This is a genomic window from Prosthecobacter sp. (genome assembly GCF_044222345.1).
Taxonomy (GTDB): Bacteria; Verrucomicrobiota; Verrucomicrobiia; order Verrucomicrobiales; family Verrucomicrobiaceae; genus Prosthecobacter.
In genome coordinates, this window is the sequence record NZ_JBGANL010000009.1 from 102,285 (window position 1) to 128,404 (window position 26,120).

The following is a 26,120-nucleotide window of genomic DNA, read 5'->3' on the forward strand; positions in this document are numbered from 1 at the left end:
TCAGAACAAATCCAGCCCCAGATCCAGCGCACGGCTGGAATGCGTGAGCGCGCCGACGGAGATGGCGTTGACGCCGGTGACGGCGATGTCTTTGATGGTGTCGAGGGTGATGCCGCCGCTGGCTTCGAGCCAGAGTCTGCCGTTCACGAGTTCCACGGCTTCGCGCAACTTTGCGGGGCCCATGTTGTCCAGCAGGAGCATGTCCACGCCTTCAAGGGTGAGAAATTGGGAGACTTGGGCCAGGGTGTCGGCTTCGAGCTGGACGCGAGTGCCGGGGCGTTCCTTGCGCAGCTTGTGGATGGCTGCCTGAAGCGAGGGCAGGTCGCTGTTCGCGGCGAGGTGGTTGTCCTTGACCATGGCATGGTCATAGAGGCCCATGCGGTGGTTGGTGCCGCCGCCGTCCTTCACGGCGGCTTTTTCGATCAAACGCCAGCCCGGGGTGGTTTTCCGGGTGTCCCAGATCTGCACGGGGTGTGGCTTCACGGCCTCCACGTAGCGCTGGGTCTGGGTGGCCACGCCGCAGAGGCGCTGGAGGAAGTTCAGCGCGGTGCGTTCGGCAGTGAGCAGGGAGCGGGTGCTGCCAGCGGCTCTCATGAGGATGCTGCCCCGCACAAAGGGGCTGCCATCGGGAATGCAGACCTCGACTTCGAGCGCAGGGTCAATTTCTTTGAAGACGGTCACGGCGATTTCAGCCCCGGAAACGATGCCGGGTTCCCGAGCGACGATCTCCGCCCGGGAGCGTGAATTTTCGGGCGTGAAGTAGAGGGAGGTGACGTCTCCCGTGCCGACATCTTCGGCAATGGCGGCGCGGATCAGGGCTAAAACAGAGGGTTCCATGGATGCGCGAATCATAGGCTGTACCGGGAGAGGTTTCCAGTGCGGGGAAAAACAGGTTGCCAAATTTTAAAAACTCTCCATCTTCCCCGCCCCTCGCCCCCGGCCTGACTGATTCATGGCCTTGCGTAGCGTGGCCATAGGAGCGTGTCATGAGCAACATCATCGAAAAGATCAATCAAGAGCAGTTGAAGAAGGAAGTCACCGCTTTCACCGTGGGTGACAGCGTCAAGGTCCACACCCGAGTCGTCGAAGGTGACAAGGAACGTATCCAGATCTTCGCTGGCATCGTCATCGCCCGCAAAGGCTACGGCATCAACGAAGCCTTCACCGTCCGCAAAATCTCCTATGGAGAAGGCGTGGAGCGTGTGTTCCCCGTGCACAGCCCCAAGGTGGCCAAGGTGGAAGTGACCAAGAACGGCCGCGTGCGTCGCGCCCGCCTGCACTACCTGCGTCAGCGCCAGGGCAAGGAAGCCATGTCCGTCAAGGAACTGGCCCAGAGCGAAGGTTGATTTTCCGATTGTTGGTATTTTAAAAAAAGGGAGAGCTGCGAGGCTCTCCCTTTTTTGTGCCGGTGAACTGGGCTGAAGGGGTATGGCATTTTTTGCGAATGGACAGCCTCATCAAAAGGCATTCCAGACCCATCATGGAGAGAGTCCCAAAACTGATCGACCGTCGACATGACGCGGCCCTGCCGGGTCGGGATGCACAGGGCGTCATACCAAACGCCGTTGAAAACAGGTCTGTATTCCTGTCGCAGCAGAGGCTGTAATCGAACAGGTGAACGGCGCGGTGCTCAGTTCCGTAGGTTGAGGTGTGTTTGGCGTCAGGCGCGTCTCATGCTCCACGACGCTCTCAGCCAAACCGCCCGGTCACCAGGACGTTCGTAGGCCTTATTGTTTGCCGCACGCTGATGGAAGGGTCCATTCTTCGCACTGCGTGCTTCGAAGGATGCACGGGCTGTCGCCACACCCGTCCTACGGCGGCTGAATTCAATTCCTGGCCCGCACCCCGGCTGTGCCGAGGAACAAAGCCGTTTGAAAAGCGCTCTAAATCAGATTTTTAACGGCAGCGGTGAGGCGGGCCTGTGCCCGCCGCACCCGCAGCGAGATTACTTTTTCTTCTTCTTACCGCCGAGGAGGGTAAGCAAGAGCACCAGCGCGACCACACCAATGCCGATGAGGATCATGTTCATCATGCTCATGCCTTCTTCCTCTGGGACAGGCGCTGGCGCTGCTGCCTGAGGCTGGGCGTAGCCGGGCTGCTGAGGCTGCTGCGCATATCCTGGCTGCTGAGGCTGGCCGTAGCCGGGCTGCTGGGGCTGCTGAGCATACCCAGGCTGCTGGGGCTGGGCGTAGCCGGGCTGCTGGGGCTGGCCGACAGGGGGAACGGCACCCGGCTGGGCTGGGTAGCCATTGGGCTGTGCTGCGGGCATGGCTCCAGGCGCCGGGGCGGCACCGGGTGCAGCAGCAGGGGCGGGAGTGCCACCAGCGGCGGCAGCAAGTGCTGCGGCCACTTTGTCATCCATGCCGGGTTCGGCTGTGCCAGCGATGGCTGAGGAGCCGCCGGCAGCACCAGCGGCGGCGGGCTGCGTCTGACCCTGCGGGGTGTTCACCTGCTGGGCAAAGTAGGCATGGCGTGCACGGTAGTTGGTGAAGACGCTGCGGTAGAATTCTTTGCTTTTGGCATCGGCGGTTCCTGCGGCGGCTTCACCTTCGATGATGGCCTCACCCATCTTGGTGAGTTCAGCCTTGTCCTTGCCAGCCTTGGCATCCGCACGAATCATGCGCTGGATGGCTTCGTTGACCTTGGTGATGACGGCAAGGTCGAGACTGCTCAGGGCATCCTTGGCTTCGGCGATGGACTTGCCAAGGGCCTTCAAGCTCTCCAAATCGTACTTGTAAGGGGTGTACCATTTGCTGGTCTTGCGCTCCTGCTCGTAGGTGGAGGTCCAGGCGTCCCTCTCCTTCTTGATGGCGTCCTTCATCCGTGTCAGGTCGGGCTCGATGAGCTTTTTGATTCCCTCCTCACGGATCCTCTGCAAGGCAGGCTGGTCCTGAATCATCTGCGCGATCTGCTTGTCGTACGATGTTAGAACAGCAAGGATCTCTGCAACGGCCTTGGGATAATAGACGGAGGCGGTGTTGCCGCTGGCGGGATCGTTGAGTTTGTCGAATTCCTTGAGCGCGCCGGTGAAGTCCTTGGCCTGGATTTTCTCGAGCATCGCCCCACGGATGGTGTAGGCCTTGATGTTGAGAGCTTCCGCCTTGGCCTCTTCACGGGTGAGCCACTTGCCTTCGAGCTTCACGCCGCCGGCCACGACCTTTTCTTTTTCGAGCTGAGCTTCGGAGATCATTTTTTCCACTTCCGCGGCTTCCTTGGTGCCGGGGTAGCGGTTCACGAAGGGACGCAGGCGATCCTGAATGAGCTGCTCGTACTTCTCCGCCGACATCAGGTCCGGGGTGGGGACGGCTTTCCGGATTTCGAGAATCTCCACTTCTTCCGGCTTTTGCTTGAGGATGCCGCCTTCCGCGATGTCGGTGCGTGGGATGTCCTTTTCATCCATGATCTTCGGAGTCAGGTGGTACCTCATCCGAATGGAGGTGGGGGTCTCGGAGAGAATGTTGCCTTCCAGCTTTTTGCCGTCTTTGAGGGTCACGACGTCGGCGTGCAAAAATCCGGCGCTGCTGGCAAGGGCAAGAACGACAGACTGGTAGCGGCTCAATTTCATGGGAATGCGGGGTTGGATGAGAGAAGGGGGATGGCAGGCGCGCGGCAATTTGCGCGGGTTACGAGAAATAACTCAAAACCACGCCGCGAGTAAAGAACGAAGCTGATTTTCCTCTGTGCAGGGAGGAAATGAGCTAGCTGGAGCGGCGTTGGAGCACGATGCGCTTGAAACGGGCACTGCCATCCTGGCTGACGCTCATGACTTCGGGATCGTTGACGAAGACGTTGTGAATGAGGCGGCGGTAGTAGCTGTTCATCGGCGGCAGGTCGGCGCTCTGGCCGGTGGCGCGCACGCGGTCGCCGAGTTCCTTGGCACGGGCGACCATCTTGTCCTCGCGCATGGAGCGGTAGAATTCGACGTCCACGCGGACGCGCGGGGCGTCTTTGATATGGCGCTGCAGGACGCGGTTCACCAGATACTGGATGTCTTCGAGAGTTTCACCCCGGCGGCCAATGAGCGCGTCCGAATCATCCGTGAGCACCTGCAACGTGGGTCCGTCCGGGCCGTTGTCCTCCTCGATCTGAACCACGAAGCCCAGATAGCCGAGCATCGTGTCAAGAATATGGCGTGAGTGTTCGAGGGGCGTCATGGATCTCTAACCTCCCAGACGTGGTGGTTTCGGGCCTTTTTTCTTGTCTTTTGCGGGGGCTCCTGAGTTGAAGAAGGGATTCTGTGCCGGCGCGGCTTTGGCTGCGGGCTTCAGCGCCACCTTTTCCAGCTTGGGCTCAGGCATGTAAAGCTTCATGATCCGGGTCTGGAAAACGCTGAAGATGTTCTGGGTGGACCAGTACAAGGCCAGGGCGGCGGCGAAGTCATAGCTGATCCACAGGAAGAACAGCGGCATGAGCATGAAGATGCGCTGCTGCGTCTTGTCCACCGTGGCGGGCTGCGGGGTGAGCTTCATCTGGGCCACCATGGTGAGGCCCATGATGATCGGCAGCGGGTTGATGTTGAAGCCCAGGAGCTGGCCCTGGGTGTCGGCTGCGGCAAGGTCCCGCACCCACCAGAAGGACTGGCCGCGAAGCTCCGCCGCCACTTCCAGCACGCTGTAGAGACCGATGAAAATGGGGAACTGCAGGAACAAGGGCAGGCAGCCGCCGAGCGGATTGACGCCGTAGTCCTTGTAGAGCTTCATCGTCTCCATCTGCTGCTGCTGCGGGTTGTCCTTGTACTTCTCCTGCAGCTCTTTCATGAGCGGACCGAGGAGGCCCATGCGCTTCATGGTCATGGTGGACTTGGCATGGATGGGCCAGAGGCAGAGGCGGACGAAAATCGTCAGAAGGATGACTGCGAGACCCCAGCTGCCGCTGATGTTGTGCATCCAGCGCATGACTTTGGAGAGGGCGATGCTGACGATCTTGAAGTAGCCGTAAAACATCGCGTAGCTGCGCTGGTGGCCGATGCGGCTGAGGCGGTCGTATTCCTTCGGGCCGAGGTAGATCTGGTAATTTTCCGTGACCGAGGCACCTGGGGCGAGATCCACCACCGGCAGCCCCATCGATGCATCGTAGGCGAAGTCTTCGATCTCCGCCTTGCCCACGCTCGCCGCATCAATCGGCTGTGCGAGTTTCCGGCGGCCCGCCCAGAGCTTTGCCGGTGCATCTTTCTCCGCGATGCGGGTGATGATGTGCGTGTAAAAGCGGCTCATCACGCCTGCGTAGCGCAGTGCATTGTAGGAATGGCGGTACTCCGCCGGTGCTTCGCTGAAGACGCCCTTGCCAAAGTATTTCGACAGCTCGTGATCTGTGTCTCCGGCGTTGTTCCAGAAGAAGCCGTCATAGCGTCCTTCGTCATGTTTCAGAGCAGTCGCAGCTCCGGCGTAGAGGTAGTATTCCTCGGAGCGATGCTGCGCAGTGCCGGTGTTTTTGAGGGTGATCTTGAGATCAATGAGATGCTCGTCGCTGCCCTCGCCCTCGGTCAGGGTGTATTTTTTGGTCACCACGATCCCTTCGGCGGTGGTGGCTTCAAAGGTGGCGCTCTTGTCGGTCTTTTCCGTCAGCTTGTAGGCCAGCGCATCCATGCCGGAGGCTTCACGACGCAGGGCGCCGATGGCTTCCAGACCGTTCTTGTTCAAGGTCACCTGATCCGTGCCGGCCAGTGCGGCGCGGGCGATACCGCCGCCTTTGGAGGTCAGCTCAAACGTGACAGTGCCCGCTTTGATGGAGTGAGTTTCCACCGGCACGTCAGCAGCCGTGGGTTTCGCAGGGGCTGCAGGAGTGGTGCCAGCGGCAGGGGTGGCGGCCGTCGGCGCAGCGGGTGTTTCGGCGGCCTTTTTAGCGGCCTGCTCCTGCTTGATGCGCGCCGCTTCGGCCTGGGCGAGCTTCTGATTTTCCTGCACGTAGTACAGGTTGACCCCCGCGAGGATGACGCAGAGCGTCACGATGATCCAACTTTTGCGATCCATGAAATTTTAGCTTTGGGTGAGAGAGGTTGTTTTTAAAATGCGGGCCTCCTGGGGCAGATCGGAGACGCGGCTTGCAAACAATGTCGAAAACAGGCTGACAAATGGCGAGTGACCCCGGCCTCCGCGACTACATTGTCTGGCAAAATTCGTCATGCGTCATTTTTTCTCAGGCACGGGATCATGCCCGTGACCACCCCAAGGGTGGCAGCGGCCGATGCGGCAGAGGCCCAGCCAGCAGCCACGCAGTACGCCGTGGGTTTCCACCGCCTGCAAAAAATAGACCGAGCAGGTCGGGGTGTAGCGGCATCCGGAGCCGGGACCGCCAATGGCGTGAATGACGGGGGAGATGAACACTTGGTAACCGCGGATGAAAATTCGGATGAGCCATTTCATGGTGCGGGCGGGGCGGGGAGCTTCTGGGTGAGCAGATTCATGCGCCGCGCCAGCCGCAGCCAGTCACTTTCAAGTTCGGCCAGCGTGGCCTTGGGGGCACGCCAGCGCGCGATGATCACCAACTGCCAGCCCGGAGCGATTTCCGCACGGTGTGCACGTACGATCTCGCGCAGCAGCCGGCGGATGCGGTTTCGTACCACGGCATTACCCAGCTTGCCCCCGGTGATGAGACCAAACTGGAACTCCTTCAGCGCCTCCACACGCAAAGCACCCAGCACCAGAAATTTTCCGGCCTGGCTGCTGCCCTGCGTTTTGACGCGTGCGAAATCGCACGCGAGTTTCATCCGCAGGCTTGAGGGAAGGCGCATGATAAGGAGCGCGCCGCAGCAGAATTAGGAGTGCTGCTGGGTGTGACGCTTGAAGTGGAGTTCCACGCCCTTTGGCAGGAGGCGTTTGCGGCCGGCACGGCGGCGGCGGCGCAGGATGTCGCGACCATTCGCGGTCTTCGTGCGTGCGCGGAAACCAAACTGCTGCTTGCGCGTGCGCTTGGAAGGCTGGTAGGTCCTGAATGTCTTTGGCATGGGCGTGTGGGGTGGTGAAAGGGGAAGTGGGAGCTCAGACCGGACAAATCACGGCCTCCCCTCGAAAAGGGGGCGCGAAACTAGCGGGAGTCTTTGATTTGTCAATCATGCGATGATTTCCAGTAAACTTCGGTTTTCTCAGCGTTACATTTGACCCATGATCCGCCCCCTCCTCGCCAGCCTGTTTTTGCCCCTCGCCCTCTGCGCCGCAGAGACTCCCGCCGCCCTCCCGCTGTGGGCCCATGGGGCCCCCGGTTCTGAAGCACGCGCGGCCGAGCCGGAGAAAATCGAGGGCAGCAATGTCTGCAACGTGCACAAGCCCACGATCACTCCATACATTCCTGCTGCGGACAAAGCCACCGGCACTGCCGTCATCATCTGCCCCGGCGGGGGGCACTCGAAGCTCTGCCTTGGGCATGAAGGCTATGCCTTGGCGGAGTGGTTCCGTGATCACGGCATCGCGGCCTTTGTACTGAAATACCGCCTGGCCCGCGAACCCGGCAGCACCTACACCATTCAGGAGCATGCCATGGCGGACGCGCGCCGGGCCATCCGCACGATACGCAGCCGTGCCGCCGAGTGGCACATCCAGCCGGACCGCATCGGCATCCTCGGCTTCTCCGCCGGGGGGGAGCTGGCCGCCTTTGCCGCCATGACGAATGATCCGGGCCAGAAAGACGCCGCTGATCCCATCGAGCAGCAGAGCAGCCGCCCGGATTTCCAAGGCCTCATCTACCCCGGCACCTCCGGACTCTTCAATGCCACCAAGGGCATGCCTCCGCTTTTCATCGCTGCGGGCTACAGCGACCGCCCGGACATCTCCGAAGGCATGGCGACGCTCTACCTCAAATACAAAGCCGCCGGCGTGAAGGCGGAGATGCACATCTTCGCGAACGCCGGGCATGGCTTCGGCTACAAACATGATGCCAAACCCACCGCCGCCTCCCGCTGGCCGATGCGGTTTACTGAGTGGCTGACGGACAGCGGTTTGCTGACGGCGAAGTGAAGAGCCGAGCGAGGCGAATCCAAAGTCGGAGGGGAGTTTGTGCGGCCATCAGGTGGATCTGGCACTCCGTGCTGTTTCATCTCCACAGCCAGTCCCGCCAAACCACCCGGCTCTGAGGGTGGCGAGGTCCGTCGCGGCTTCACAAGTTCACAGAGGGGAGGGCTGTCGCCACATCCTTCCCAGGGCCATGCTTGTCTCCATAGACGCGAGCACCTTTTCATTTGCGATCTGTTCATGGCAGGCCTTTCGAATTGATTTGATCAGTTTGCCCCCCTCCAGCGTCTAAAAGAGTGTCACAAACTCTCAGCCTCCCGAAACCTCATGCACACTTCTCTGCGCCTTCTGCTGGTCATGCTTGTCGTGGGAGGCACAGGTGGCGCTCCGCTGCTGGGGGCCACGACTACATCGAAGGGGAAAAAGTCTTCCAAGTCGGAAACCGACTCCCCTGCGGTGAAAAAGAGCCCGCCTCCGCCATCCGAGCCGGTGAACGAAGATCCCCCCACCTCCGTGCCGACTCCGGCGGCGGTTTCCACGCTCAGCATCGAGGACATCCGTGGTTTTGATCAATACCCGAAGCAGATTCAAAGCCTGGTGCAAAGCTGCCTGGCACTGACGCATCTGGAACTCGGCTACATGTATGGCTCCAGTGAACCCAGCAAAGGCGGCATGGACTGCTCCGGCACCATTTATCATGTGCTGCACTTTCAGGGGCTCAAAGACGTGCCGCGCCAGTCCGACGAGATGTGCCAGTGGGTGGACAAGAAAAGCCACCTTTACCTCACGCCCACCGCCACCAGCTTCGACAGCGAGGAGTTCAAAAACCTCAAACCCGGCGACCTGCTGTTCTGGACGAACACCACCGAAAAGACGCGCAAGCTGCCCGTGACCCATGTCATGATCTATCTCGGCGAGCTCAAGAAAAGCGGCAAGCGCGTCGTCTTCGGCTCCAGCGATGGCCGCAGCTACATGGGCGAACGCCGCAGCGGGGTCAGCGTCTTTGACTTCAGCCTGCCCAAGCCCGACAGCACCTCGCGCTTTTATGGTTATGGCCCGGCTCCGGGTCTGCTGCCGGTGGAGCCTGAGCCGGAGCAGCCGGTGATTGCGGCGGTGACGAAATCAGCCACCGCTTCGGAAGACACCACCGTGATCAAGGCAGTGCCTGCTCCGAAGACATCCACTGCATCGAAGGAACCACCTGCGTCCAAAACATCCGTGGTGCTCAAGGAATCCGCCACGCCGAAGGAAACGCCCGCAGTCAGAGAAGCAAAGACCGCACCCAAGGAGGAAGTGCGCAAAGCCATCGTAGCATCGACAGACTCGCCTGAAACATCCACTGCATCCACCACCGCTCCAAAACCGGAGGTCAAGAAAACCGCCGTCGCATCCGCAGACGTTAAATCATCGTCCTCCACCAAACCCAAGACTGCCACCACGACCAAGAAACGCTCGACGACCGCCGCCAGCACGACCCGCCGCCGCACGCCCCCGGCACCGCCGAAGAGCGTCATTGAGCAGAAGGTTGAGCGGGCTGTGAGTTCGGTGCGGAGGTTTTTTCAGCAGTGAGGGTGTGGCACTGCTTTGCGAGCCGGAGGCTCGCGAGAAATTAGCCGGTGATGAAGGGAGCGCAGCGACCGGGAATCACCGGACCCGCCGCAACGCCCATCGTGTTCTTTGGTTGCGCCCTGAAGGGGCGCGAGAAGCGTCCGGACCACGTCGCGCCTTCGCTTACCACACAAACCGCTCGTCATGCTCCACCATGCCGCGCTTCAGCATCGCCACATATTCTTCCTGAAACGTTTTCACGCGGTGGTGCTCCTCCTGGTTCAGCACATAGGCACGCACGGCCTCCAGATCTGGAGCCGCAAAGGTGAACGCCCCGTAGCCCTCCTGCCAGGTGAACCCGGCCAAACGCAGCTCTTCGTGAATCCAGCGTGACGACTCGCTTTTGATCTCACGCATCACATCCGCGACGGAATGCGTGGCGCGCAGACCTGCCGCGATGTGGATGTGATCTCCCGTGCCGCCGACAGCATGCGCAACGCCGTTCATGTTGCGCAGGATGCCGCCAATGTATTCATGCACGCGCTTGCGTGCGGTGGGGGCCAGCCAGGGCTCACGGTTCTTGGTGCTGAAGACGAAATGGTAATGCAGCGAGAGGTGCGTCGAGGGCATGCGGCAGCTTCTCGCGCCCCTGCCGGGGCGCAACCTTCTGCTATGCGGGATGGTGGGCGATGGGTCCGGTGATTTTCGGTCGCTTCGCTCCCTTCATCACCGGCTAATTTCTCTGGTCCCTCCGGGACCGCTGCAAAGAACACGTTCTCTCCCCTGTCACTCCTACTTACCGCAGCCACGCATCCCGGTGCTCCGCCACAAACGCGTCGTCATTCAGATGCGGATAGGCGGCATAGACGCGGTTGATCTCTTCCATCTGGCCGGGGCTGAGGGATTCGTGTTTATTGAGGCACCAGAGGCCTTCGAGGAGGCCTTGGCGGCGGAGGACTTCGTGGAGGCCGGCGATGCAGCCGTGGTAGGCGTTGGCGGCGTCGAAGAAGGCGGCGTTGCTGTCGGTGACTTCGATGCCGAGGCGCAGGAGGGCGGAGGTGGCTTCGGCGTTGCGGCACAGCTCCAGCAGCTCGACGGCGCGGCGGGTCCACACGGACCAGTGGCCAAGCAGGCCGCCGACGATGCGGCGCTCTTTTCCGGCGAAGCGGTAGGGGGTGAGGAAGTCGGCGACGATGTTGTCGTCGTTGCCGGTGTAGAGGGCGATGTCGTCGCGCCCGGCTTCGATGACGGCGCGCACGACGTCGAGAGTTTGATAGCGGTTGAACGGGGCCATCTTGATAGCGACGATGTTTTCGATCTCGGCAAAGCGACGCCAGAACGAGTAGGGCAGCACGCGGCCGCCGACGCTGGGTTGCAAGTAGAAGCCAACGACGGGCAGCACCTCGGCTACGGCGCGGCAGTGCGCGATGCGTTCATCCTCGGTGGCCGCAGGCAGCGCGCCGAGGCTGAGAAGTCCGGCGTGGTAGCCGAGCTCGCGCAGCAGTTCGGCCTCACCGACGGCTTGCGGTGTGGCTCCGCAGATGCCGCCGATGCGCACGAGGGGTTTTCCTGAGCGGTCCATCTCTTCCTTCGCCAGTTCGAGCACCGGCTTGAACAAACCGATCTGCGGATCGCGAATGGCGAACTGGGTGGTGTGCACACCGACGGCGAGGCCACCGACACCTGCGGCGATGTAGTAGCGTGCCAGCGCGCGCTGCCGCCGTTCATCGAGATTTCTCTGCGCGTTCAAGGCGAGCGGATGGGCGGGGATGGCGATGCCGTGCTGGAGCGGGGAGCGAAAGTCGAAGTTGTTCATGAAATTTTGCTTCGCATGCTGAGGACTCAACCTTTCAACTGAGTCCTTATGCTGCGCCACTTCCTGTTTCTGCTTTTTGCCACCGCCACTCTTCATGCTGCGGATGAGTTCCCGCTCGTGCCTGCGCAGGAGTGCCATCCGCGCAATGGACTACCCAACTTCTTTGCGAAGGCGAACACGGCGGGCGCGGAGATCAAGATCGGCTACCTCGGTGGCTCCATCACGGCGCAGCCTGGCTGGCGGCCGAAGACGCTGGCGTATTTTCAGCAGACGTATCCCAAAGCGAAGTTCAGCGAGATCAATGCGGCCATCGGTGGCACAGGCTCGGACCTGGGTGTGTTTCGTTTGAAGCAGGATGTGCTGGATCACAAGCCGGACCTGATGTTCGTCGAGTTCGCGGTGAATGATGGTGGTGCCTCGCCGGAGCAGATCTTCCGCTGCATGGAAGGCATCGTGCGGCAGACGTGGAAGGCACTGCCGGAGTGTGACATCTGCTTTGTGTACACCGTGACTGAAGCGCTGGTGCCTGCGATGCTGGAAGGGAAGTTTCAGCGCTCGGCGAGTGCGATGGAGAAGATCGCTGATCATTACGGCATCCCGACGATTCACATGGGCATGGAAGTGGCGAAGCTGGCCAAGGAAGGAAAGCTGGTGTGGAAGGCCAAGCTGCCGAAGACGGACGAGGAGAAGAAGGCGCTGGAGGGGAAATTCGTCTTCGCACCGGACAGCGTGCATCCGCATGTGGAGACCGGACATGAGCTGTACCTGGCCGCTATTGTGCGATCCCAGGAGCCGATCAAAGCCACTTCGAAAACGACGGGCGCACATGTGCTGGGCGCACCCTTCATCGCCACCAACTACGAGCAGGCCAAGCTGCTGCCGATCACCGCTGCGACGCTCTCGAAGGGGTTTACGCTGCTTGATCCCAAGACCGATGACTTTGGCAAACGCTGGGCCAACCGCATGACCACACTGCACAAAGGATCACAGCCGGGCGAGACGATCACCTTCAAGTTCAAAGGCACGCGCTGCTCCATCTATGACATCATCGGTCCGGACTGCGGGCAGGTGAGCGTGACGCTGGATGATCAGCCCGCGAAGATCGTGCCGCGCTTTGATGCTTACTGCACCTACCACCGCCTCAGCACCCTCGTCATCGGCAGCGATCTTGAAGACAAGGTGCACACGGTGAAGATCGAGATCGATGCGAAGCAGCCGGACAAGGCGGCCATCCTGGCAAAGAACGGTAACAAGATCGACAAGCCTGAGCGCTTCGATGCCACGGCCTTTTATCCTGGAGCCATCTTGATGGTGGGTGAGCTGGTGAAGTAGGCGCAGTCATTCCGTGGACTCGCGGGGGGGAAACTTGCCTTTATCCGAATGCCCTGAGGCCTTTTCATTTCTCGTCTATGAATATTCCTCAAGGCTGAGCGTTTGGTGAACCGCTGTTAAGAACCGTTTAAACCCTGATTCAATGTCGCAGGGCTGGGGAAGGCTTACCGTTATTGAAATAATGGTATGTCTAATTCTTTATGAGCCACGACCCTGCCCGCGTCGAGCAGCTCTTCAATGAGGCGCTCGAACGTGCGAACCACATTGAACGCCATATTTTTCTCACAGGAGCTTGTGGGAATGACACGGCGTTGTGGAATGAGGTCTGGGACCGTCTGCGCAATCATCCGAGCAATAGTGGCCAGCAGAGCCGCACACGGGGAATCCGCGTAACGAGAGCACCCTCCAAGGGACTGGTTGAAGAAAAGCCCGGAGACATGATCGGCCCTTACCGGCTGCTGCAAATCATTGATGACAGCACCAGCAGCACGATGTGGATGGCGGAGCGGAACCAGCGCATGGCGGAGTTCGTGACCATTAAGATCATCGCCGCAGCCGCGAACGACTTTTTGATCCGCTATGAAGCCCAGAAGCATGCGCTTGCGCTGCTGGATCACCCCGATATCGCCAGGCCGCACGCCTGTGGCATGACCCCCGGCGGCAGGCCCTACCTCGTCACGGAGCTGCTGCACGGGACGCCCATCACCCAGTTTTGCGATGATCAAAAACTCTCGCTGCTGACACGCGTTCGCCTGTTCATCCAGGTCTGTGATGCCATCCATCACGCCCATCAAAAAGGCGTGGTCCATGGGAATCTTCAGCCTTCCAACCTGCTCGTCCGATGGGGCGATCAGGGGCAGCCGGTGCTGAAAGTGACGGACTTTGGCATCGCCAAGGCGATGAACTACGAACTCGTCGCACCCACCAGGCAGCTGCGGGCACCTGTCTCCTACCTGTCTCCCGAGCATGTCGCCGCCAAGGTCATCGACGCACGTAGTGACATCTATGCTTTGGGCATGCTGCTCTATGAAATGATCACTGGGCGGCTGCCGATCCAGCCCCCCAGAGACGCGACGGAGCGCCTGAATGAGGTGAAGAAGGTCGTGTGCGAGACGCTTGTGGAAAAGCCGTCCGTTCTGCTTCGCTCGCTGCCCAAGGCACAGCTCACCGGCCTCGCCCTGAACCGCAAGGTAGAGACGGCCACCTACCCCGAACTTCTGGAGGAGCATTTCGACTGGGTCGTGATGCGCGCCTTGGAAAAGCAGCCCGAAAGCCGGTACCCGAGTGTGGATGCGCTGGAGAATGACTTTCTACGCTACCTCAAGGAAGCGGCTGCCCAGGAGGAAAAGCCGGTGGCTCAGGGCACCGTGCTGGGCAGCTTCATCAGCGATCACCGGGGATTGTTTGCTCTCGCGGCGATACTGGTGCTGCTGGTGGCTGGCGGCATGGCGGTGATGGGCTGGCTGCTGGTGAAGGAGAGGCAGGAAGAAGCACGCGTGACCGTGAAACAAAAGGCCGAGTCCTATGCCATGACCTCCCGCTTTCTGCAGGAGATGTTTGCCTTTCTGACGCCGGAAACCGTGAAGGGAAAAGACACCACGCTGGTGAAAGGCATGCTGGACGCGGCGGTCGAACACCTGGGCGCGCTGGCTGACAACCCTGAGTCTGGAGCGCGGGCGCAGGAGACGATCGGGCTGACCTACCTGGCGCTGTCTCAACCGCTGGATGCGCAGAAGCAGTTCCAAGGTGCCCTTGAAAAACGCAAGCTGGCGCTCGGTGGCACGCATCGGGACACGCTGCGCTCCATGCGGCAGCTGGCGACCGCCATGGAGGCCGAAGGCCGGTTTGTGGATGCGGAGACGCTGCTGCGCCGGACCTTGAGCGCCCAGCAAAAGGCCCTGGGCCCGGACAACCCCGACACGTTTGTGACGATCTCAGTGCTGGCAGCGGTATGCGATGAGCAGGAGAAGCATCTGGAGGCCGAGACCCTGTTTCTCAATCTCTACCAGGTGCAGAAACGTGTGCTCGGCCCGGACCATCTCGATACCTTCGCGACCCTCGGCAATCTGGCGAATTCTCACACCCTGCAGGGTAAACATGCTGATGCCATGAAACGACGTGGCGAGCAACTCGACGGGATGCGCCGTGTGCTGGGCGCCAGCGATCCGCGCACCCTCGTCGCCATGAACATCACGGCCCAGGCCTGTGAAAAGGCCGGCATGCCTTCAGACGCGGAGAAGCTGTATTTCGGCGCGCTGGAGGTCTTGAAAAAATCGCTCGGGGCGGAGCATCCTGACACCTTGGTGCAGGCGGACCAGGTGGCCATGATGCTGGGACGCCGCGGGCGGCACGTTGAAGCGCTGAGGCTGCACCACGAATGCCTGGACGCCAAAAGGCGCATGCTAGGCCCCAAGGACCCACAGACGCTTTTCTCGATGAAGAATCTGGCGAACGAGTATGAGGTGCAGGGCAGACACGCCGAAGCTGAAGCTTCCCAGCAGCAGGTGCTGGAGATCTTGAAAACAGCCTTTCCCCCAGAGCATCCTGAAATCCTCGCGCAGATGGACACCGTGGCCCACGTGTATGACAGCCATGGCCGCTACGCCGAGGCCACGAAATACCGGCAGGAATCTCTGGTGGTGAGGCAGCGCGCGCTCGGTGCCACCCACGTACAAACTCTGCGCTCCATGCAGCAGCTGGCCGCCTCGCTCGATGCGGACGGCAAACATGCAAAAGCCACCACATTGCAGCACGAAACTCTCGAAATCATGAAGATGGTCTACGGCCCGGGAGACCCTGACGTGCTCGCGCAGATGCATGCCATGGCGGCGATGCATGACCGGCATGGTGACCACGCGCAGGCTGAAAAGATTTACCAAGATCTGCTGCAGATTCAGCAGCGCGTCCTTGGCGTCGAACATACGGAGACACTCGCCACCCTTTCGGGCCTGGCAGAAACTCACCGGCATGCGGGCCGGCTCGAAGAGGCGGAGGCCCTGTATCAGCAGGTGCTCGAACTGCAGCGCAAGCGAACCCCCGCAGACACCGCCGCAGTGGCTGCGGCCGCCTCAGACCTCGGGAGCTTGTGGCTTCAAACCGGACTCACCGACAAGGCGGAGCCGCTGCTCCGGGACTGCCTTGAGCAATGTATCACGCAGCAGCCCGGGCACTGGCTGCGCTTCAATGTCGAGAGCCTGCTGGGCGGTGCTCTGCTGCAGCAGAAAAAATACACCGAGGCAGGATCGCTGCTGCAATCCGGCTACGAGGGGCTGAACGCACACACTCAGATGCTCGCAGTCCAGAACCGCTTTCGCCTCCGCGACGCCATTTTACGCCTCGCTCAATTCAACGATGCCACCGGCAACGCTGTTCAGGCAGCCCAGTGGCGGCAGAAGCTCGCCGAGTTTGATCGGCCCCGGGTTGTCTCAAGCACCCCGAAACTCAGCATGAGCATGAATTAGGGGAGATTGCAGTTGCTGACCGTGGTTGACGATGGTTGCCGGTTGTTCAGGGGGAGACACCCAGCAGATGGATGAAATCCGCGCGCCATGTTGCAGCGCTGTTTTCATGGAGGACAACCTGTCAGCGTTAACGCAAACAAAGCTCAAGCATCTTCAACTTCGTCTGAACGACGGCATAGCCGGTCGCCCCAGAAAGTGGCGACGAGCAGGCTGCTGAGGGCGAGAAGGCCCAGCCCATTGAGCACGTGGAAGTTCGTGACCCAGAAGCTTTTCCCCGTCAGGATCACGAAGATGCCCAGCGCCACCTGCACGGTGGGCATGAACAGCAGCAGCGTGGCCACGGGGCGCATCTGCGGCAGCGTGACCAGCCAGCGCCGCGCACGCACTGCGACGAAGATGATCAGCAAGGCGACCGTGAAGCCCCAGTATTTGTGGGCAAAGAGGAGAAACACATCTGGCGGCTGCATGGGCGGCAGCCACTGGCCCTTGGTGGTGAGAATATCGCTGGCGGCCAGATGGGTGCGCTGCGTGTGCCGCAGACTGGCTCCGAGAACAAGCTGGCCGAACACGCAGAGAAACAACGCCAGCGACCAGAAGCGCGCCACGGCGGCTTCTTTGAGTGTGAGAACGAGCCGACCTTCCGCCCAGGTGCGTGAAGAGGCAAACGCGATGAACACCAGGAGGCAGTAGAACAACTGACCCAGCGTCCCATGCGTGACGCCCAGCGGATCCGACATTTTCAAGACCCGCAAACCACCGAGTGAAGCCTGCAGCACGACCAGCAACAACGCGAGGGTAGTCAGGCCGCGCAGCAAGGGCCAGCGCTGGCTGTACCATTTCAAAACGAGCCAGGAAAAGCCGAGAGTCCCGATGAATGCTGCAGCCCCAACCGATCCCATGTAGATCAGCACCAAAAAGCCGAAGGAACAGAGGATGATGCCGACACCCTCCATCAAGCCGGGCTTGAATTTGGCAAACTGCCAGAAGTAGAGGCCAAGCACCAGGAAACCGATGGTGGTGGCAAGCCAGCGGTGCCCATGCTCAAGCAGCAGAGCGGGCACTTTGTACCAGCCTTCAGGATTGAGCTTGCCGTAGCAAAGCGGCCAGTCGGGCACGGCGAGGCCGACATCTTCCGTGGTCACCGCCGCGCCCCACCAGATCAATACCACGCCAACGACGAGCGTGAAAAGAGCATAGCGATGAAAAGCACGGGAGGGCATGTCAGACAGATCAGAAACGTGCGGCAAAAGCAAAAGGGCAAAATAATGAGGTCATTATTTTGCCCTTCGGTTCGACCATCCAGGAGGATGGAAATTAGTGCGCGGCAGGCTTCGGCGCAGCGGCTTCGGCGTCCTTGGTTTTCTTGCTCGCTGCGTCGGACTGCTCCTTGGCCCAGGCGTCGTATTCGGCAGCGGGAACCACTTCGAGAATCGCCTTCATCTGGGCGTGACCGGGTCCGCAAAGCTGACCGCAGATGATGTCCCAGCTGCCTTCTTTAATCGGCTTGAACCACATGTGGGATTTCACGCCGGGGGTGGCGTCTTGTGCGGCACGCATCGGCACGAGAGCGAGGTTGTGAATGACGTCCTTGCTGGCCACGTCCACGATGACCGGGCGGCCCACTGGCAGCTTCATGGTGCCGGGATTGACGAAGTCGTCCTTGCCATTGGGATCGTGAAGGTCCTTGCCCATGGTGTTGGTGGTACCGTCCACATTGCGCAGATCCCAGGTGCTCAGCATCATGTCGGTGCCAGGGTATTGGAAGTTCCAGAGGAACTTCTCGCCCAGAGCGCGCATGCGGATGGTGTCGGGGGAGGTGGGGTACTCGTCAGCCTGACGGGACCAGAGCGGGAAGGCGAAGCCGAGCAGAAGAATGGCTTCAACGATGACCACGCCGATTTCGATGTGCGTGGTCGCATGGCCGCGGAAGCCATGGTAGTCGGCTCGGGCGGTCTTCTGTTTGCGGAAGCGGTAGAAGGCGATGGCAAGATAAATGGACCAGCCTACGCCGAGCACGACCATGACCCAGTGGACAAAGCCCAGCATGTGGTCAACAAGGCCGCCGTGTTCCGAAGCGTTTGCGGTCTGGCCCATCCAGACATTGATAGAATCGATTTTCATAAGGGGGAGATGGAAGAAGAAGTTTAAACGGGGATCGCCTGGTCTGCCTGGCGCTGGCGACGGACGAAGGAGACGACGAAGCAGGCGGCGCAGAGGAACATGAAGGCGAGCATGCCCAGCATGAAGAGAATGGCATAGCCCTGGGCCTGTCCGACAAGGCTGCCTTTGTCGGCCATGCAGGTGGCGCAGGCGAGGAGGGAGGATGGAAGTGCGGGAATCATGCGGGTCAGACGATGATGGTGCGCATTTTTTTGATCACGTACCACACACCGTAGAACAGGAGGGCGAGGCAGAGCAGGCCCGCATAGTTTTTCAGGGGGGCGGCACCGGCGGCGGCGGCGTCTTCAGGCATGAAATGCAGCCACAGCCAGAACGCGGCATCGCACAAGATGGCGAAGACGAGAAAGACGATGTGGAAGTGCTTGAGCGACATGGCCGATGTGCGGAGGACTACTGCTGTTCGACAGGGGCGTAGAAGCCTTTGAACTGGAGAGGGTCTTCGTGGGAAAGGATGAAGAGCGCGAAGAGGACGGCCGCCAGCACCACGGTGAAGAGGAGGATCTTGTAGATCATGCTGCGCTCATGATTGAGATGCATGAAGATCAGCGCCACGAGCGTGGCTTTGATCGTGGCCAAAATCATGCCGACGAGGATGTTCAAGCTGTGGGTGGGCAGCTCGACATAGGAGAGCCATACGGTGGCTCCGCTGGCGAGGATCAGGATACCCCCGATGACGAGGTACCATTTAATCGACTTCTGGATTGCTTCGATGTTGTCAGCCATGGCAGTGAAAAAGGTGAGTGATTACAGGAGGTACAACAGCGGGAAGAGGAAGATCCACACGAGATCGACGAAGTGCCAGAAGAGGCCGCCGACTTCGACGCGATTGGCGAGATGCTCGGGATCCTGACGCAGGCGCTTGCCGTCAAACGCAAGGAAGTAGAGCAGGACCAGCGCACCGGCGATCACGTGCAGACCGTGCAGACCGGTGAGTGTGAAGTAGATGGCGTAGTAGGTGTTCAGCTTCGGCGTGAAGTTGGAGAAGAAAGTGAAGTCCTTCTTTTCCAGCACCACCGTGGGGTGATGGGCGTGGGCATCGCCGTGACCGCCGGCAGGAGCATGGGCCTCTGCACCATGAGCAGCGCCATGGGCTGCACCTGCAGCAGGAGGCTCAGCGGAATTCAGTTTGAAGAAGAGGGACTCTTTCTGCAGCGTGGCCGAGCGGGACTTGTCACGGGTCGGATAGTCCTTTTCGAACTTGGTGATGTGGTGGTCACGGTTTTCAACGAAGGCCTTCTGCCATGCTTCACCCAAGTAGCGGTGATCAAAGGCGAGGGACTTCTCCGACTGGGCGACGCCACGAGCATCGACGCCGTCGACTTCGAGGGTCATCTTGTCATCGGTCAGCTTGCCAGTGGCGGTGGTGCCGTCACGGAAGGTGATGGTGGTGTCGGAGTAGGCGAAAATTTCGGAGGGCTTCACCGCGAACTTGATCGGGGCGGTGGCGATGAGCTTGATGGAGGCCGTACCCTTCTTGGCAGCCTGTGCTTTTTTGACGGCTTCCGCGCTGAGTGCCTTGAACGAGGCTTCATCCAAGGTGATTTCCTGACCGTCTTCGGTTTTGAACTTCGGAGCGGTGCCCTCAATGAACGGGAGAACGTGGGCGACCGGATCAGCGGTCACGGCGCTCGTTTTGAGCGGAATGGCGAGATTGAACTCCGTGGCGCCTTCAAACTTCACCTGATAGCCATGGGGAAGGTGGCCGGTGAGCATCGTGCCGTCCGTGAGTTTCACGGCGTAGTGGGCAAACTTGGCCTTGTACTCAAGGGACTTGTTGAACATGAAGACCCCCGCGCAAATCACGGTGATGGCCATGTTGATGCGGTACCAGCCAAACTTGCGCAACTTCAGCATGGCCCAGGCCATGACCACCGTCACGGAGGAGGCGATGAGCACGACGGTGTTGATGAAGCCGAGCGTCACATCCAGATCATGCACCGGCCACGGATAGTCGGCACCGACGCGCAGGAAGATGTAGGCGGAGAACAAGCCGCCGAAGAGCATGACTTCCGAGGCAAGGAAGAGCCAGATACCGATCTTGGCATTGTAAAGACCGGTGTCTGGACGGGCGTGAACTGTGTAAGGAATGTCCATTGAAGTAGTCGCGGTGCGCGGTTGGGAGTTCGCGGTTTAGTGATGAGCCTGGGCTTTTTCAGCGATGGCTTTGAGGTCGGGTTTGCCGGGTTCGGACTCCCACTGCGGATAGAAGTCGGTGGCGTGGCCAGGAACGCTGTACTCGTAGGGACCACGATGGGCGACAGGATCAAACAGGAAGTTGCCGTGCGGAGGAGGCGTTGGCGTGGCCCAATCCATGGTGGTGGCTTCCCATGGATTATCACTGGTGGCCTTTTTGCCGCCTTTGATGCTGAACCAGAAGTTGATGATGAAGGGCACCTGGCCGAGGGCGAGGATAAAGGCACCGACGGACATCACGATGTTGAGGGACAGCATGTTGTCAGGGATGTTCAAGCCGAAGAAGGCACCAATCTTGTGCGTCAGCGTGGTGGTCCAATGGGACATGCCGCTGGTGTTCTCGAAGTACTTGCCGCCGTCATACCAGCGGCGGTGGAAGCCGGCCATCCCGTGAATGAACATGGGCGCAAACACAAGGTTCATGCCAATAAGCGAAGGCCAGAAGTGCAGCTTGCCGAGCTTGTCGTTCATGAAGCGGCCGGTGAATTTCGGGAACCAGTGATAGACGCCGGCGAAGAGGGCAAAGATCGTTCCAGGAGCGACGACGTAATGGAAGTGGCCGATCACGTAATAGGTGTCGTGCATGGCAAGGTCGATGAACGAGAAGGCCAGAGGCAGACCCGTGAGACCACCGATGCCGAACATGGGCAGGAAGGCGGAGGCAAAGAGCATCTGGGTGTTGAAGCGGATGGAACCGCCCCAGAGCGAGACCATCATGCAGGTCAGCAGCACCACCGACGGAACCGAGATCAACACGGTGGTGATCTGGAAGTAGGTGGACATCATGGTGCCCATGCCGGTGAGGTACATGTGATGCGCCCAGACAAGGAAGCTGAGGAAGCCGAGGGTGAGCACGGAATAAACCATGGACTTGTAGCCCCACAGCGGGCGGCGTGCATTGCAGGGAATGACGTCCGTCAGGATGGCGAATGCGGGAAGGATGAGCACGTACACCTCAGGATGAGCGAGGAACCAGAAGAGATGCTGGTAGAGCAGCGGGCTGCCACCACCGGAAATGTCGAGGTGCTTGCCACCTTCCATCAGGCCGGTAGGCAGGTAGAACGAGGAGCCGAACACGCGGTCAGAGAGCTGCAGAATGGCCGCCACTTCAAGGGGTGGGAAGGCAAGCAGGAGCAGGAAGGCGGTCACGAACATCGCCCAGCAGAAGAAGGGCATCTTCATCCATGCCATGCCTTTGGTGCGCAGATTGATGATGGTGGCGATGAAATTGACAGAACCGAGGAGCGAAGCGGAGATGTTGAACACCATCGCCATCAGCCACCATATGTGGCCGTGGTTCCAGATGCTTGTCACACCGATGTTGGTCGTGGAGGCGAGCGGCGAATACATCGTCCAGCCGGTCTGCACCGGGCCGGTGCCGACGAAGAAGCTGTACATCATCAGGACGCCGCTGATGAAGAAGAACCAGTAGCTCATCATGTTCAGCTTCGGGAACGCCATGTCGATGGTGCCGATCTGGAGCGGCATGACGAAGTTGCCGAAGGCGGCGAAGCCAAGTGGCACGATGCCGAAGAACACCATGACCGTGCCGTGCATGGCACCGAGCATGTTGTACAACTCACCATTGAGCGAGCCGTCTGCGTTCAGCCAGCGGCCAAACATCTGCTCAAAGAGGTCTCCGATGAGAGGCAGGTGACGAATCACTTCGACCGCCGGCACCGGGATGCCCGGATAGGCGATGCTCCAGCGCATAAGCAGCATGAGGAAGAAGCCAAAGAGAAGGAAGATCAGGCCGGTGAGACCATACTGCAGACCGATGGTCTTGTGATCCGTAGAGAAAACGTACTTCGAAATGAAGCTCTGTTCATGATGCCCGTGTGCATGGTCGTCATGCGAATGGTCGTGGGCGTGATCGTGAGTGGTGGCGGCGGCGCTCATAGGCTGGGGGTCAAAAGGGATCAGAGGGGGTGGGCGTTCGCGAAGTCGAATTCGAAATCAGCGGTGGCTTTGCCGCCACGGACGGTGACGGTGTGGGTGATGCTTTGCGAAAACTGCGGATGCCAGGCTTCAACGATGTATTCGCCATCGGCGAGCGCACGTGAGATGGAGAAACGGCCGTCCGGACCAGACACGGCACTGTGCGCACCTTCATGCACAAAGACCCAGGCGTTCATCCAGCGGTGCACATCACATTCCAGGCGGTAGATGCCAGGAGTGTTGAAGGTCTTCACATTTTCGTCGCCACGTGATGGCTGCCCGAAGTTGTCGATGTTGACGCCTTTGCCCTGCGCTTCATAGCGTGCGACGCGGATGTTGTGGAAGGTCAGATCGCTGTTGTGAAAACGAATCTCCTGTCCGGCTTGGATGGACACGGTATGCGGCACAAACTCGCACTTAGTCTGGTCCACCAAGGGTGTGGCGGAAACATTGCTGGCGCGCTGGCTGCCACGCACGGTGATCACGGTGTCAGCGAGGGAACCGTCAGCAGCCACTTTCCAGGTGGAATCAATGATGTCTCCATGGCCGGTGCAAAACGGATTGCCACCGACATCGACAACTTTGCGCACTGCGGCGGCACTGGCACCTTTGAGCGTCACTTTGCCGGTGATGCTGGGGACCTCGGCGATCTCGACCGCAGGCGAGAGCTTCACCTCGGCGGCGGCATCGGGCATCTTGCCGCAGCTCACGTTCGCGATCAGCATGACGGCTCCAAAGGCAGCCCAAGGTGCCTGGCGGGAGACGGTTTGCTTCACACGGGTCATTGCAGTTGAAATTACTTGGCGGCAGGTGCGGCGGCGGCAGTCGCGCCAGGACCGGCGGGGATGTCCCCCGGGACATTCTTTTTAGCGAAAGGTTCCAGCTCGGTGACAGTCCACTGAGAAGCGCGTTTTTCTTCATCGCGCACCTTCTGCACCATTTCTTTGGTGATCATGGAGCCTTCATTGCCCCAGGAGTTACGAACGAAGGTCAGCACGTTGGCGAGATCCTGGGAGGACATGGCAGCGCCGAAGGGCTGCATGCCACCAGGGGTGTTGAAGCCCTGGCCGTTCACGGTGACGGGGCCGGTGAGGCCGTGCTGCACGATGCGGATCAGACGCTCGGTACCACCCACGACATACTCAGATTTGGCGAGGGGAGGGAACTGGCCGGGAAGGCCGCCGCCATTACCCTGATGGCAACCACCGCAGACGGAATAACCGCTGGCACCTTTTTTCATGGCCAAGGCGAAAGGATCAAGCGCAGCTCCAGCTCCGGCTCCGCCCGGGCGTGGGTCTCCGCCACCAGCGGCGGCAAAAGGATTGCTGACATTGAAGCTCCAGCCGCCGGTCATCGGACCCAGCTGGCCACCGGCGATGATGGCAATGAGCATGAGCAAAAACATCGCCCACAGGGGAGCGGGCTGGCTTTCGGGAGCGAGATCTTCTTTCTCGCGCTTCACGGCGGAGTGAAGGCGATCAAGATCGGTGCTATCTGGATGGGCGGGTGCGCTCATGGGGGCGTGCGGGTCGCGAGAGGGGGCTACTTTTTGGCGGGAGAAGCAGCGACGGCTGCGCTCTGTCCGGGGACGGGATAATCCTTTTTCAGGGAGAGAAGGTATTCGACAAGGCGCTCGGCTTCTGGTGTCGGAACGATTTCGTAGCCGGGAGCCGGGGCAAACTTCTTCGGCAGCTTCACGGCATGCTCAGAGACAGGACCCTGAATCTTCTGCACTTTGAAAAGCTTGGTGTAAGCGGGCATCGTGCTCCAGTCATGGACAGAACGCGGTGAGTAGAGGTGCTGGAACAGCGCGGCTTTGTCCGGGGCACGGAAGCCGAAATTGGCGAGATCAGGGCCGACGCGCTGAATGCCGAGCAGGGCATATTTCTCACCGAGGTAGTCACCCAGAACGTTGGGGCGGGCTGGAGTGGTGGGGCGGGCTTCCTGATCCTGACCCCAGCCTTTGTACCAGCCATCAAGGCCGAGCTGAACCGGACGAATCATCTGCGTGTGGCACTGATTGCAGCCTTCACGGATGTAAACGAGCTGGCCCTGGCCATTGATGGGGGCAGGCGGGAAGAATCCTTCAACGCCGTCCTTGTCCTTGTCATAAGCGACAGGGGTGAGCTGTTCGTACTGCATCGCCGGAAGAACGATGAGACACAGCCATGGCAGCCCGAAAGAGGCGGCGAGGCCGAGAATGAATGTGCGGAAGTTCGTCATGCGTGGGCTTCGTGGGGAAGAGCTTGATCGTCGTGGTCGTGTTCAAGCAATGTAGGCGCCGAACTGCGGCGACCCAGACCTGCGACCATGAGCAGAAGATGAAGAAGGAACATGAAGTTGGAGAAGCTGATCAGGCCCCAGGCCACCGCACGGGAGACCACGTAGGGGCGGGAATTGATGACGTGATTCATGAAGGTCTGGTCCCAATGCTCAGGGTTATTCAGATCCGCACCCTGCTGCCAGCCGGCCACGAGGCTCATGATGACGATGGTGCCGATGCCGTAGACAGAGAACCAGAAGTGGTTGCGGATCAGACGAACGCTGAGCCATTCACAGCCCGAGAGACGAGGCACAATGTAATAGACGGCGCCAAACACGCACATGCTGAAGAAACCGTACACGCTGACCACCTGGAACGCATACCAGGACTGGGTGAACTGCAGACTGGCACCGGTCCAGAAAGCGGAATTCAGAGCGAGAACCAGACCCGACACAGGATAGAACAAGGCTCCGAAGAAGACGAAGCGAAGGGTGGGGCTGGCGGCCACAGAGCTGTGCTTGCCGAGCGTGGTGAGGTGGTGATTGAGACCCACAAGGCCCACCGGAATGAGCAGAAGAACGCCAGCGCAGGCACCGACCGAGGACATCCAGGCGGGCAGCGGGCCGCCCATGTATTTTTGCATGCCGGTCCAGCCGCCAAGGATGGCGAGGCTCCAGAAACCGGCGGATGCCAGCTGTGCCGAGGCAATGGGCTTGCCGGTGATTTTTGGAATGAAGTAATAAGCCGCACCCACACCGACGGGAACGAAGAACAGGAGAATCACCGCGTGGATGTACCAAGAGTCAATGCCGGCACCAATGGCACCCAGGCCTGGCAGGCAGTGCAGCGCGACGTTGGCGGTGATGAAGATCCAAGGGAACCAGAAGCAGGCACCAAGGATGTACCAAGTGCTGACCATGAAGCCTTCGGGGCGGAAGGCACGGCCAAACATGCGTGCGATGGGCCAGGCATAGCAGAGGAAGCAGGCCAGCAGCACAGGCCAGACAAACTTCGGCATTTCAAGCCACTCGATCGAGGTGCTCTTGCCCATGAGGATGGCGATGATGCCGAAGGTGATGGTGACGTTCCAAAACACGCCTGCGGTGATGAGCAGGCTCTTGCCACCCTTCAGTTCCTGACCGGAGCGGCGTGCCATGATCCACAGCATCACGCCCAAAGCGGCCTGAACGCCCCATCCATAGACGAGGGCATTGATGTGCGCTGGCTGCAGGCGGCCATAGGAGATGTACTGGCAGTCTCCCAGAAACTCAGGCTCCACCAGCTTGACTGCGGCGAGGACGCCGAGCAGCGTGGAAAGCATGAGCCAGAAGGCTCCATTGGTGAAGAGAAAGAGCACAGGTCCTTTCACCGACTTATCGATCGCCGCGCGGCGAAGGTTGTCGGCCTGAAGGTCTGTGTCAGGAGTGGCTGGAGTGGTCTGCATG

Annotated in this window: 24 protein-coding genes and 1 pseudogene; 5 read left to right on the top strand and 20 right to left on the bottom strand. The window is 60.1% G+C overall.

What is annotated here, in order from left to right:
* Complete coding sequence (gene nadC, locus ACILSL_RS07530; protein WP_395731392.1) at positions 1-837, bottom strand: carboxylating nicotinate-nucleotide diphosphorylase; 837 nt, start codon at positions 835-837, stop codon at positions 1-3.
* Positions 838-986: 149 nt separating this feature from the next.
* Between nadC and rplS the strand changes: the two genes are divergently transcribed.
* Complete coding sequence (rplS, locus tag ACILSL_RS07535) at positions 987-1,346, top strand: 50S ribosomal protein L19 (protein WP_395731393.1); 360 nt, start codon at positions 987-989, stop codon at positions 1,344-1,346.
* A gap of 599 nt (positions 1,347-1,945) precedes the next feature.
* Here rplS and ACILSL_RS07540 read toward each other — a convergent pair.
* From ACILSL_RS07540 to rpmH, 6 genes and pseudogenes are all read right to left on the bottom strand, one after another.
* Positions 1,946-3,565 carry a PTPDL family protein gene (locus ACILSL_RS07540; RefSeq protein WP_395731394.1) on the bottom strand — a complete coding sequence of 540 codons (1,620 nt, stop codon included), beginning with the start codon at positions 3,563-3,565 and terminating at the stop codon, positions 1,946-1,948.
* A 133-nt stretch (positions 3,566-3,698) separates the two neighbouring features.
* Positions 3,699-4,154 carry a protein jag gene (locus ACILSL_RS07545; protein WP_395731395.1) on the bottom strand — a complete coding sequence of 152 codons (456 nt, stop codon included), beginning with the start codon at positions 4,152-4,154 and terminating at the stop codon, positions 3,699-3,701.
* Positions 4,155-4,160: 6 nt separating this feature from the next.
* Positions 4,161-5,969 carry a membrane protein insertase YidC gene (yidC, locus tag ACILSL_RS07550; RefSeq protein ID WP_395731396.1) on the bottom strand — a complete coding sequence of 603 codons (1,809 nt, stop codon included), beginning with the start codon at positions 5,967-5,969 and terminating at the stop codon, positions 4,161-4,163.
* A gap of 156 nt (positions 5,970-6,125) precedes the next feature.
* Complete coding sequence (gene yidD / locus ACILSL_RS07555; protein WP_395731397.1) at positions 6,126-6,362, bottom strand: membrane protein insertion efficiency factor YidD; 237 nt, start codon at positions 6,360-6,362, stop codon at positions 6,126-6,128.
* Entirely contained in the window at positions 6,359-6,730 is a 372-nt protein-coding gene (gene rnpA, locus ACILSL_RS07560; protein WP_395731398.1) for a ribonuclease P protein component, read from the bottom strand. Before rnpA ends, yidD begins: the two co-directional genes overlap by 4 nt.
* A 78-nt stretch (positions 6,731-6,808) precedes the next feature.
* Positions 6,809-6,943: pseudogene (rpmH, locus tag ACILSL_RS07565) on the bottom strand (50S ribosomal protein L34); the annotation flags it as partial.
* A gap of 157 nt (positions 6,944-7,100) precedes the next feature.
* Between rpmH and ACILSL_RS07570 the strand changes: the two are divergent.
* Both ACILSL_RS07570 and ACILSL_RS07575 read left to right on the top strand, forming a co-directional pair.
* The gene (locus ACILSL_RS07570; RefSeq protein WP_395731399.1) at positions 7,101-7,949 is read left to right on the top strand and encodes an alpha/beta hydrolase; all 849 of its coding nucleotides are present in this window, start codon (positions 7,101-7,103) and stop codon (positions 7,947-7,949) included.
* Between the two features lie 321 nt (positions 7,950-8,270).
* Positions 8,271-9,512, top strand: a complete 1,242-nt coding sequence (locus ACILSL_RS07575) for an NlpC/P60 family protein (RefSeq protein WP_395731400.1) — start codon at positions 8,271-8,273, stop codon at positions 9,510-9,512.
* Between the two features lie 162 nt (positions 9,513-9,674).
* Here ACILSL_RS07575 and tnpA read toward each other — a convergent pair whose 3' ends face one another.
* Both tnpA and ACILSL_RS07585 read right to left on the bottom strand, forming a co-directional pair.
* On the bottom strand, positions 9,675-10,121 hold the full coding sequence (gene tnpA / locus ACILSL_RS07580) for an IS200/IS605 family transposase (protein ID WP_395731401.1): 447 nt from the start codon (positions 10,119-10,121) through the stop codon (positions 9,675-9,677).
* A 166-nt stretch (positions 10,122-10,287) separates the two neighbouring features.
* Positions 10,288-11,307, bottom strand: a complete 1,020-nt coding sequence (locus ACILSL_RS07585; protein ID WP_395731402.1) for a dihydrodipicolinate synthase family protein — start codon at positions 11,305-11,307, stop codon at positions 10,288-10,290.
* Between the two features lie 48 nt (positions 11,308-11,355).
* Between ACILSL_RS07585 and ACILSL_RS07590 the strand changes: the two genes are divergently transcribed.
* Both ACILSL_RS07590 and ACILSL_RS07595 read left to right on the top strand, forming a co-directional pair.
* On the top strand, positions 11,356-12,639 hold the full coding sequence (locus tag ACILSL_RS07590) for a GDSL-type esterase/lipase family protein (protein WP_395731403.1): 1,284 nt from the start codon (positions 11,356-11,358) through the stop codon (positions 12,637-12,639).
* A gap of 200 nt (positions 12,640-12,839) precedes the next feature.
* Positions 12,840-16,100 carry a tetratricopeptide repeat protein gene (locus ACILSL_RS07595; protein ID WP_395731404.1) on the top strand — a complete coding sequence of 1,087 codons (3,261 nt, stop codon included), beginning with the start codon at positions 12,840-12,842 and terminating at the stop codon, positions 16,098-16,100.
* Between the two features lie 143 nt (positions 16,101-16,243).
* Here ACILSL_RS07595 and ACILSL_RS07600 read toward each other — a convergent pair whose 3' ends face one another.
* From ACILSL_RS07600 to ACILSL_RS07650, 11 genes are all read right to left on the bottom strand, one after another.
* Positions 16,244-17,320: a heme A synthase gene (locus ACILSL_RS07600; protein ID WP_395731405.1), complete on the bottom strand. Its 1,077-nt coding sequence runs from the start codon at positions 17,318-17,320 to the stop codon at positions 16,244-16,246.
* Positions 17,321-17,414: 94 nt separating this feature from the next.
* Positions 17,415-18,221 (bottom strand): cytochrome c oxidase subunit II, encoded by an 807-nt coding sequence (locus tag ACILSL_RS07605; protein WP_395731406.1) that lies wholly within the window; start codon positions 18,219-18,221, stop codon positions 17,415-17,417.
* Positions 18,222-18,244: 23 nt separating this feature from the next.
* Positions 18,245-18,442, bottom strand: a complete 198-nt coding sequence (locus ACILSL_RS07610) for a hypothetical protein (RefSeq protein ID WP_395731407.1) — start codon at positions 18,440-18,442, stop codon at positions 18,245-18,247.
* A gap of 5 nt (positions 18,443-18,447) precedes the next feature.
* Positions 18,448-18,654: a hypothetical protein gene (locus tag ACILSL_RS07615; RefSeq protein WP_395731408.1), complete on the bottom strand. Its 207-nt coding sequence runs from the start codon at positions 18,652-18,654 to the stop codon at positions 18,448-18,450.
* A 17-nt stretch (positions 18,655-18,671) separates the two neighbouring features.
* Positions 18,672-19,004 carry a cytochrome C oxidase subunit IV family protein gene (locus ACILSL_RS07620; RefSeq protein WP_395731409.1) on the bottom strand — a complete coding sequence of 111 codons (333 nt, stop codon included), beginning with the start codon at positions 19,002-19,004 and terminating at the stop codon, positions 18,672-18,674.
* Positions 19,005-19,025: 21 nt separating this feature from the next.
* Positions 19,026-20,375, bottom strand: coding sequence for a heme-copper oxidase subunit III (locus ACILSL_RS07625; RefSeq protein WP_395731410.1), 1,350 nt, complete (start codon positions 20,373-20,375; stop codon positions 19,026-19,028).
* Between the two features lie 36 nt (positions 20,376-20,411).
* Positions 20,412-22,373 carry a cbb3-type cytochrome c oxidase subunit I gene (locus ACILSL_RS07630; RefSeq protein ID WP_395731411.1) on the bottom strand — a complete coding sequence of 654 codons (1,962 nt, stop codon included), beginning with the start codon at positions 22,371-22,373 and terminating at the stop codon, positions 20,412-20,414.
* Between the two features lie 20 nt (positions 22,374-22,393).
* Entirely contained in the window at positions 22,394-23,137 is a 744-nt protein-coding gene (locus tag ACILSL_RS07635) for a carboxypeptidase regulatory-like domain-containing protein (protein ID WP_395731412.1), read from the bottom strand.
* 71 nt (positions 23,138-23,208) lie between these two features.
* A complete protein-coding gene (locus tag ACILSL_RS07640; protein WP_395731413.1) occupies positions 23,209-23,928 on the bottom strand; it encodes a c-type cytochrome in 720 nt (239 codons plus the stop codon).
* 26 nt (positions 23,929-23,954) lie between these two features.
* The gene (locus ACILSL_RS07645) at positions 23,955-24,635 is read right to left on the bottom strand and encodes a cbb3-type cytochrome c oxidase subunit II (protein ID WP_395731414.1); all 681 of its coding nucleotides are present in this window, start codon (positions 24,633-24,635) and stop codon (positions 23,955-23,957) included.
* Positions 24,632-26,119 carry a cbb3-type cytochrome c oxidase subunit I gene (locus ACILSL_RS07650; RefSeq protein WP_395731415.1) on the bottom strand — a complete coding sequence of 496 codons (1,488 nt, stop codon included), beginning with the start codon at positions 26,117-26,119 and terminating at the stop codon, positions 24,632-24,634. The genes ACILSL_RS07645 and ACILSL_RS07650 overlap by 4 nt, the downstream gene beginning before the upstream one ends.
* Position 26,120: the final 1 nt, after the last annotated feature.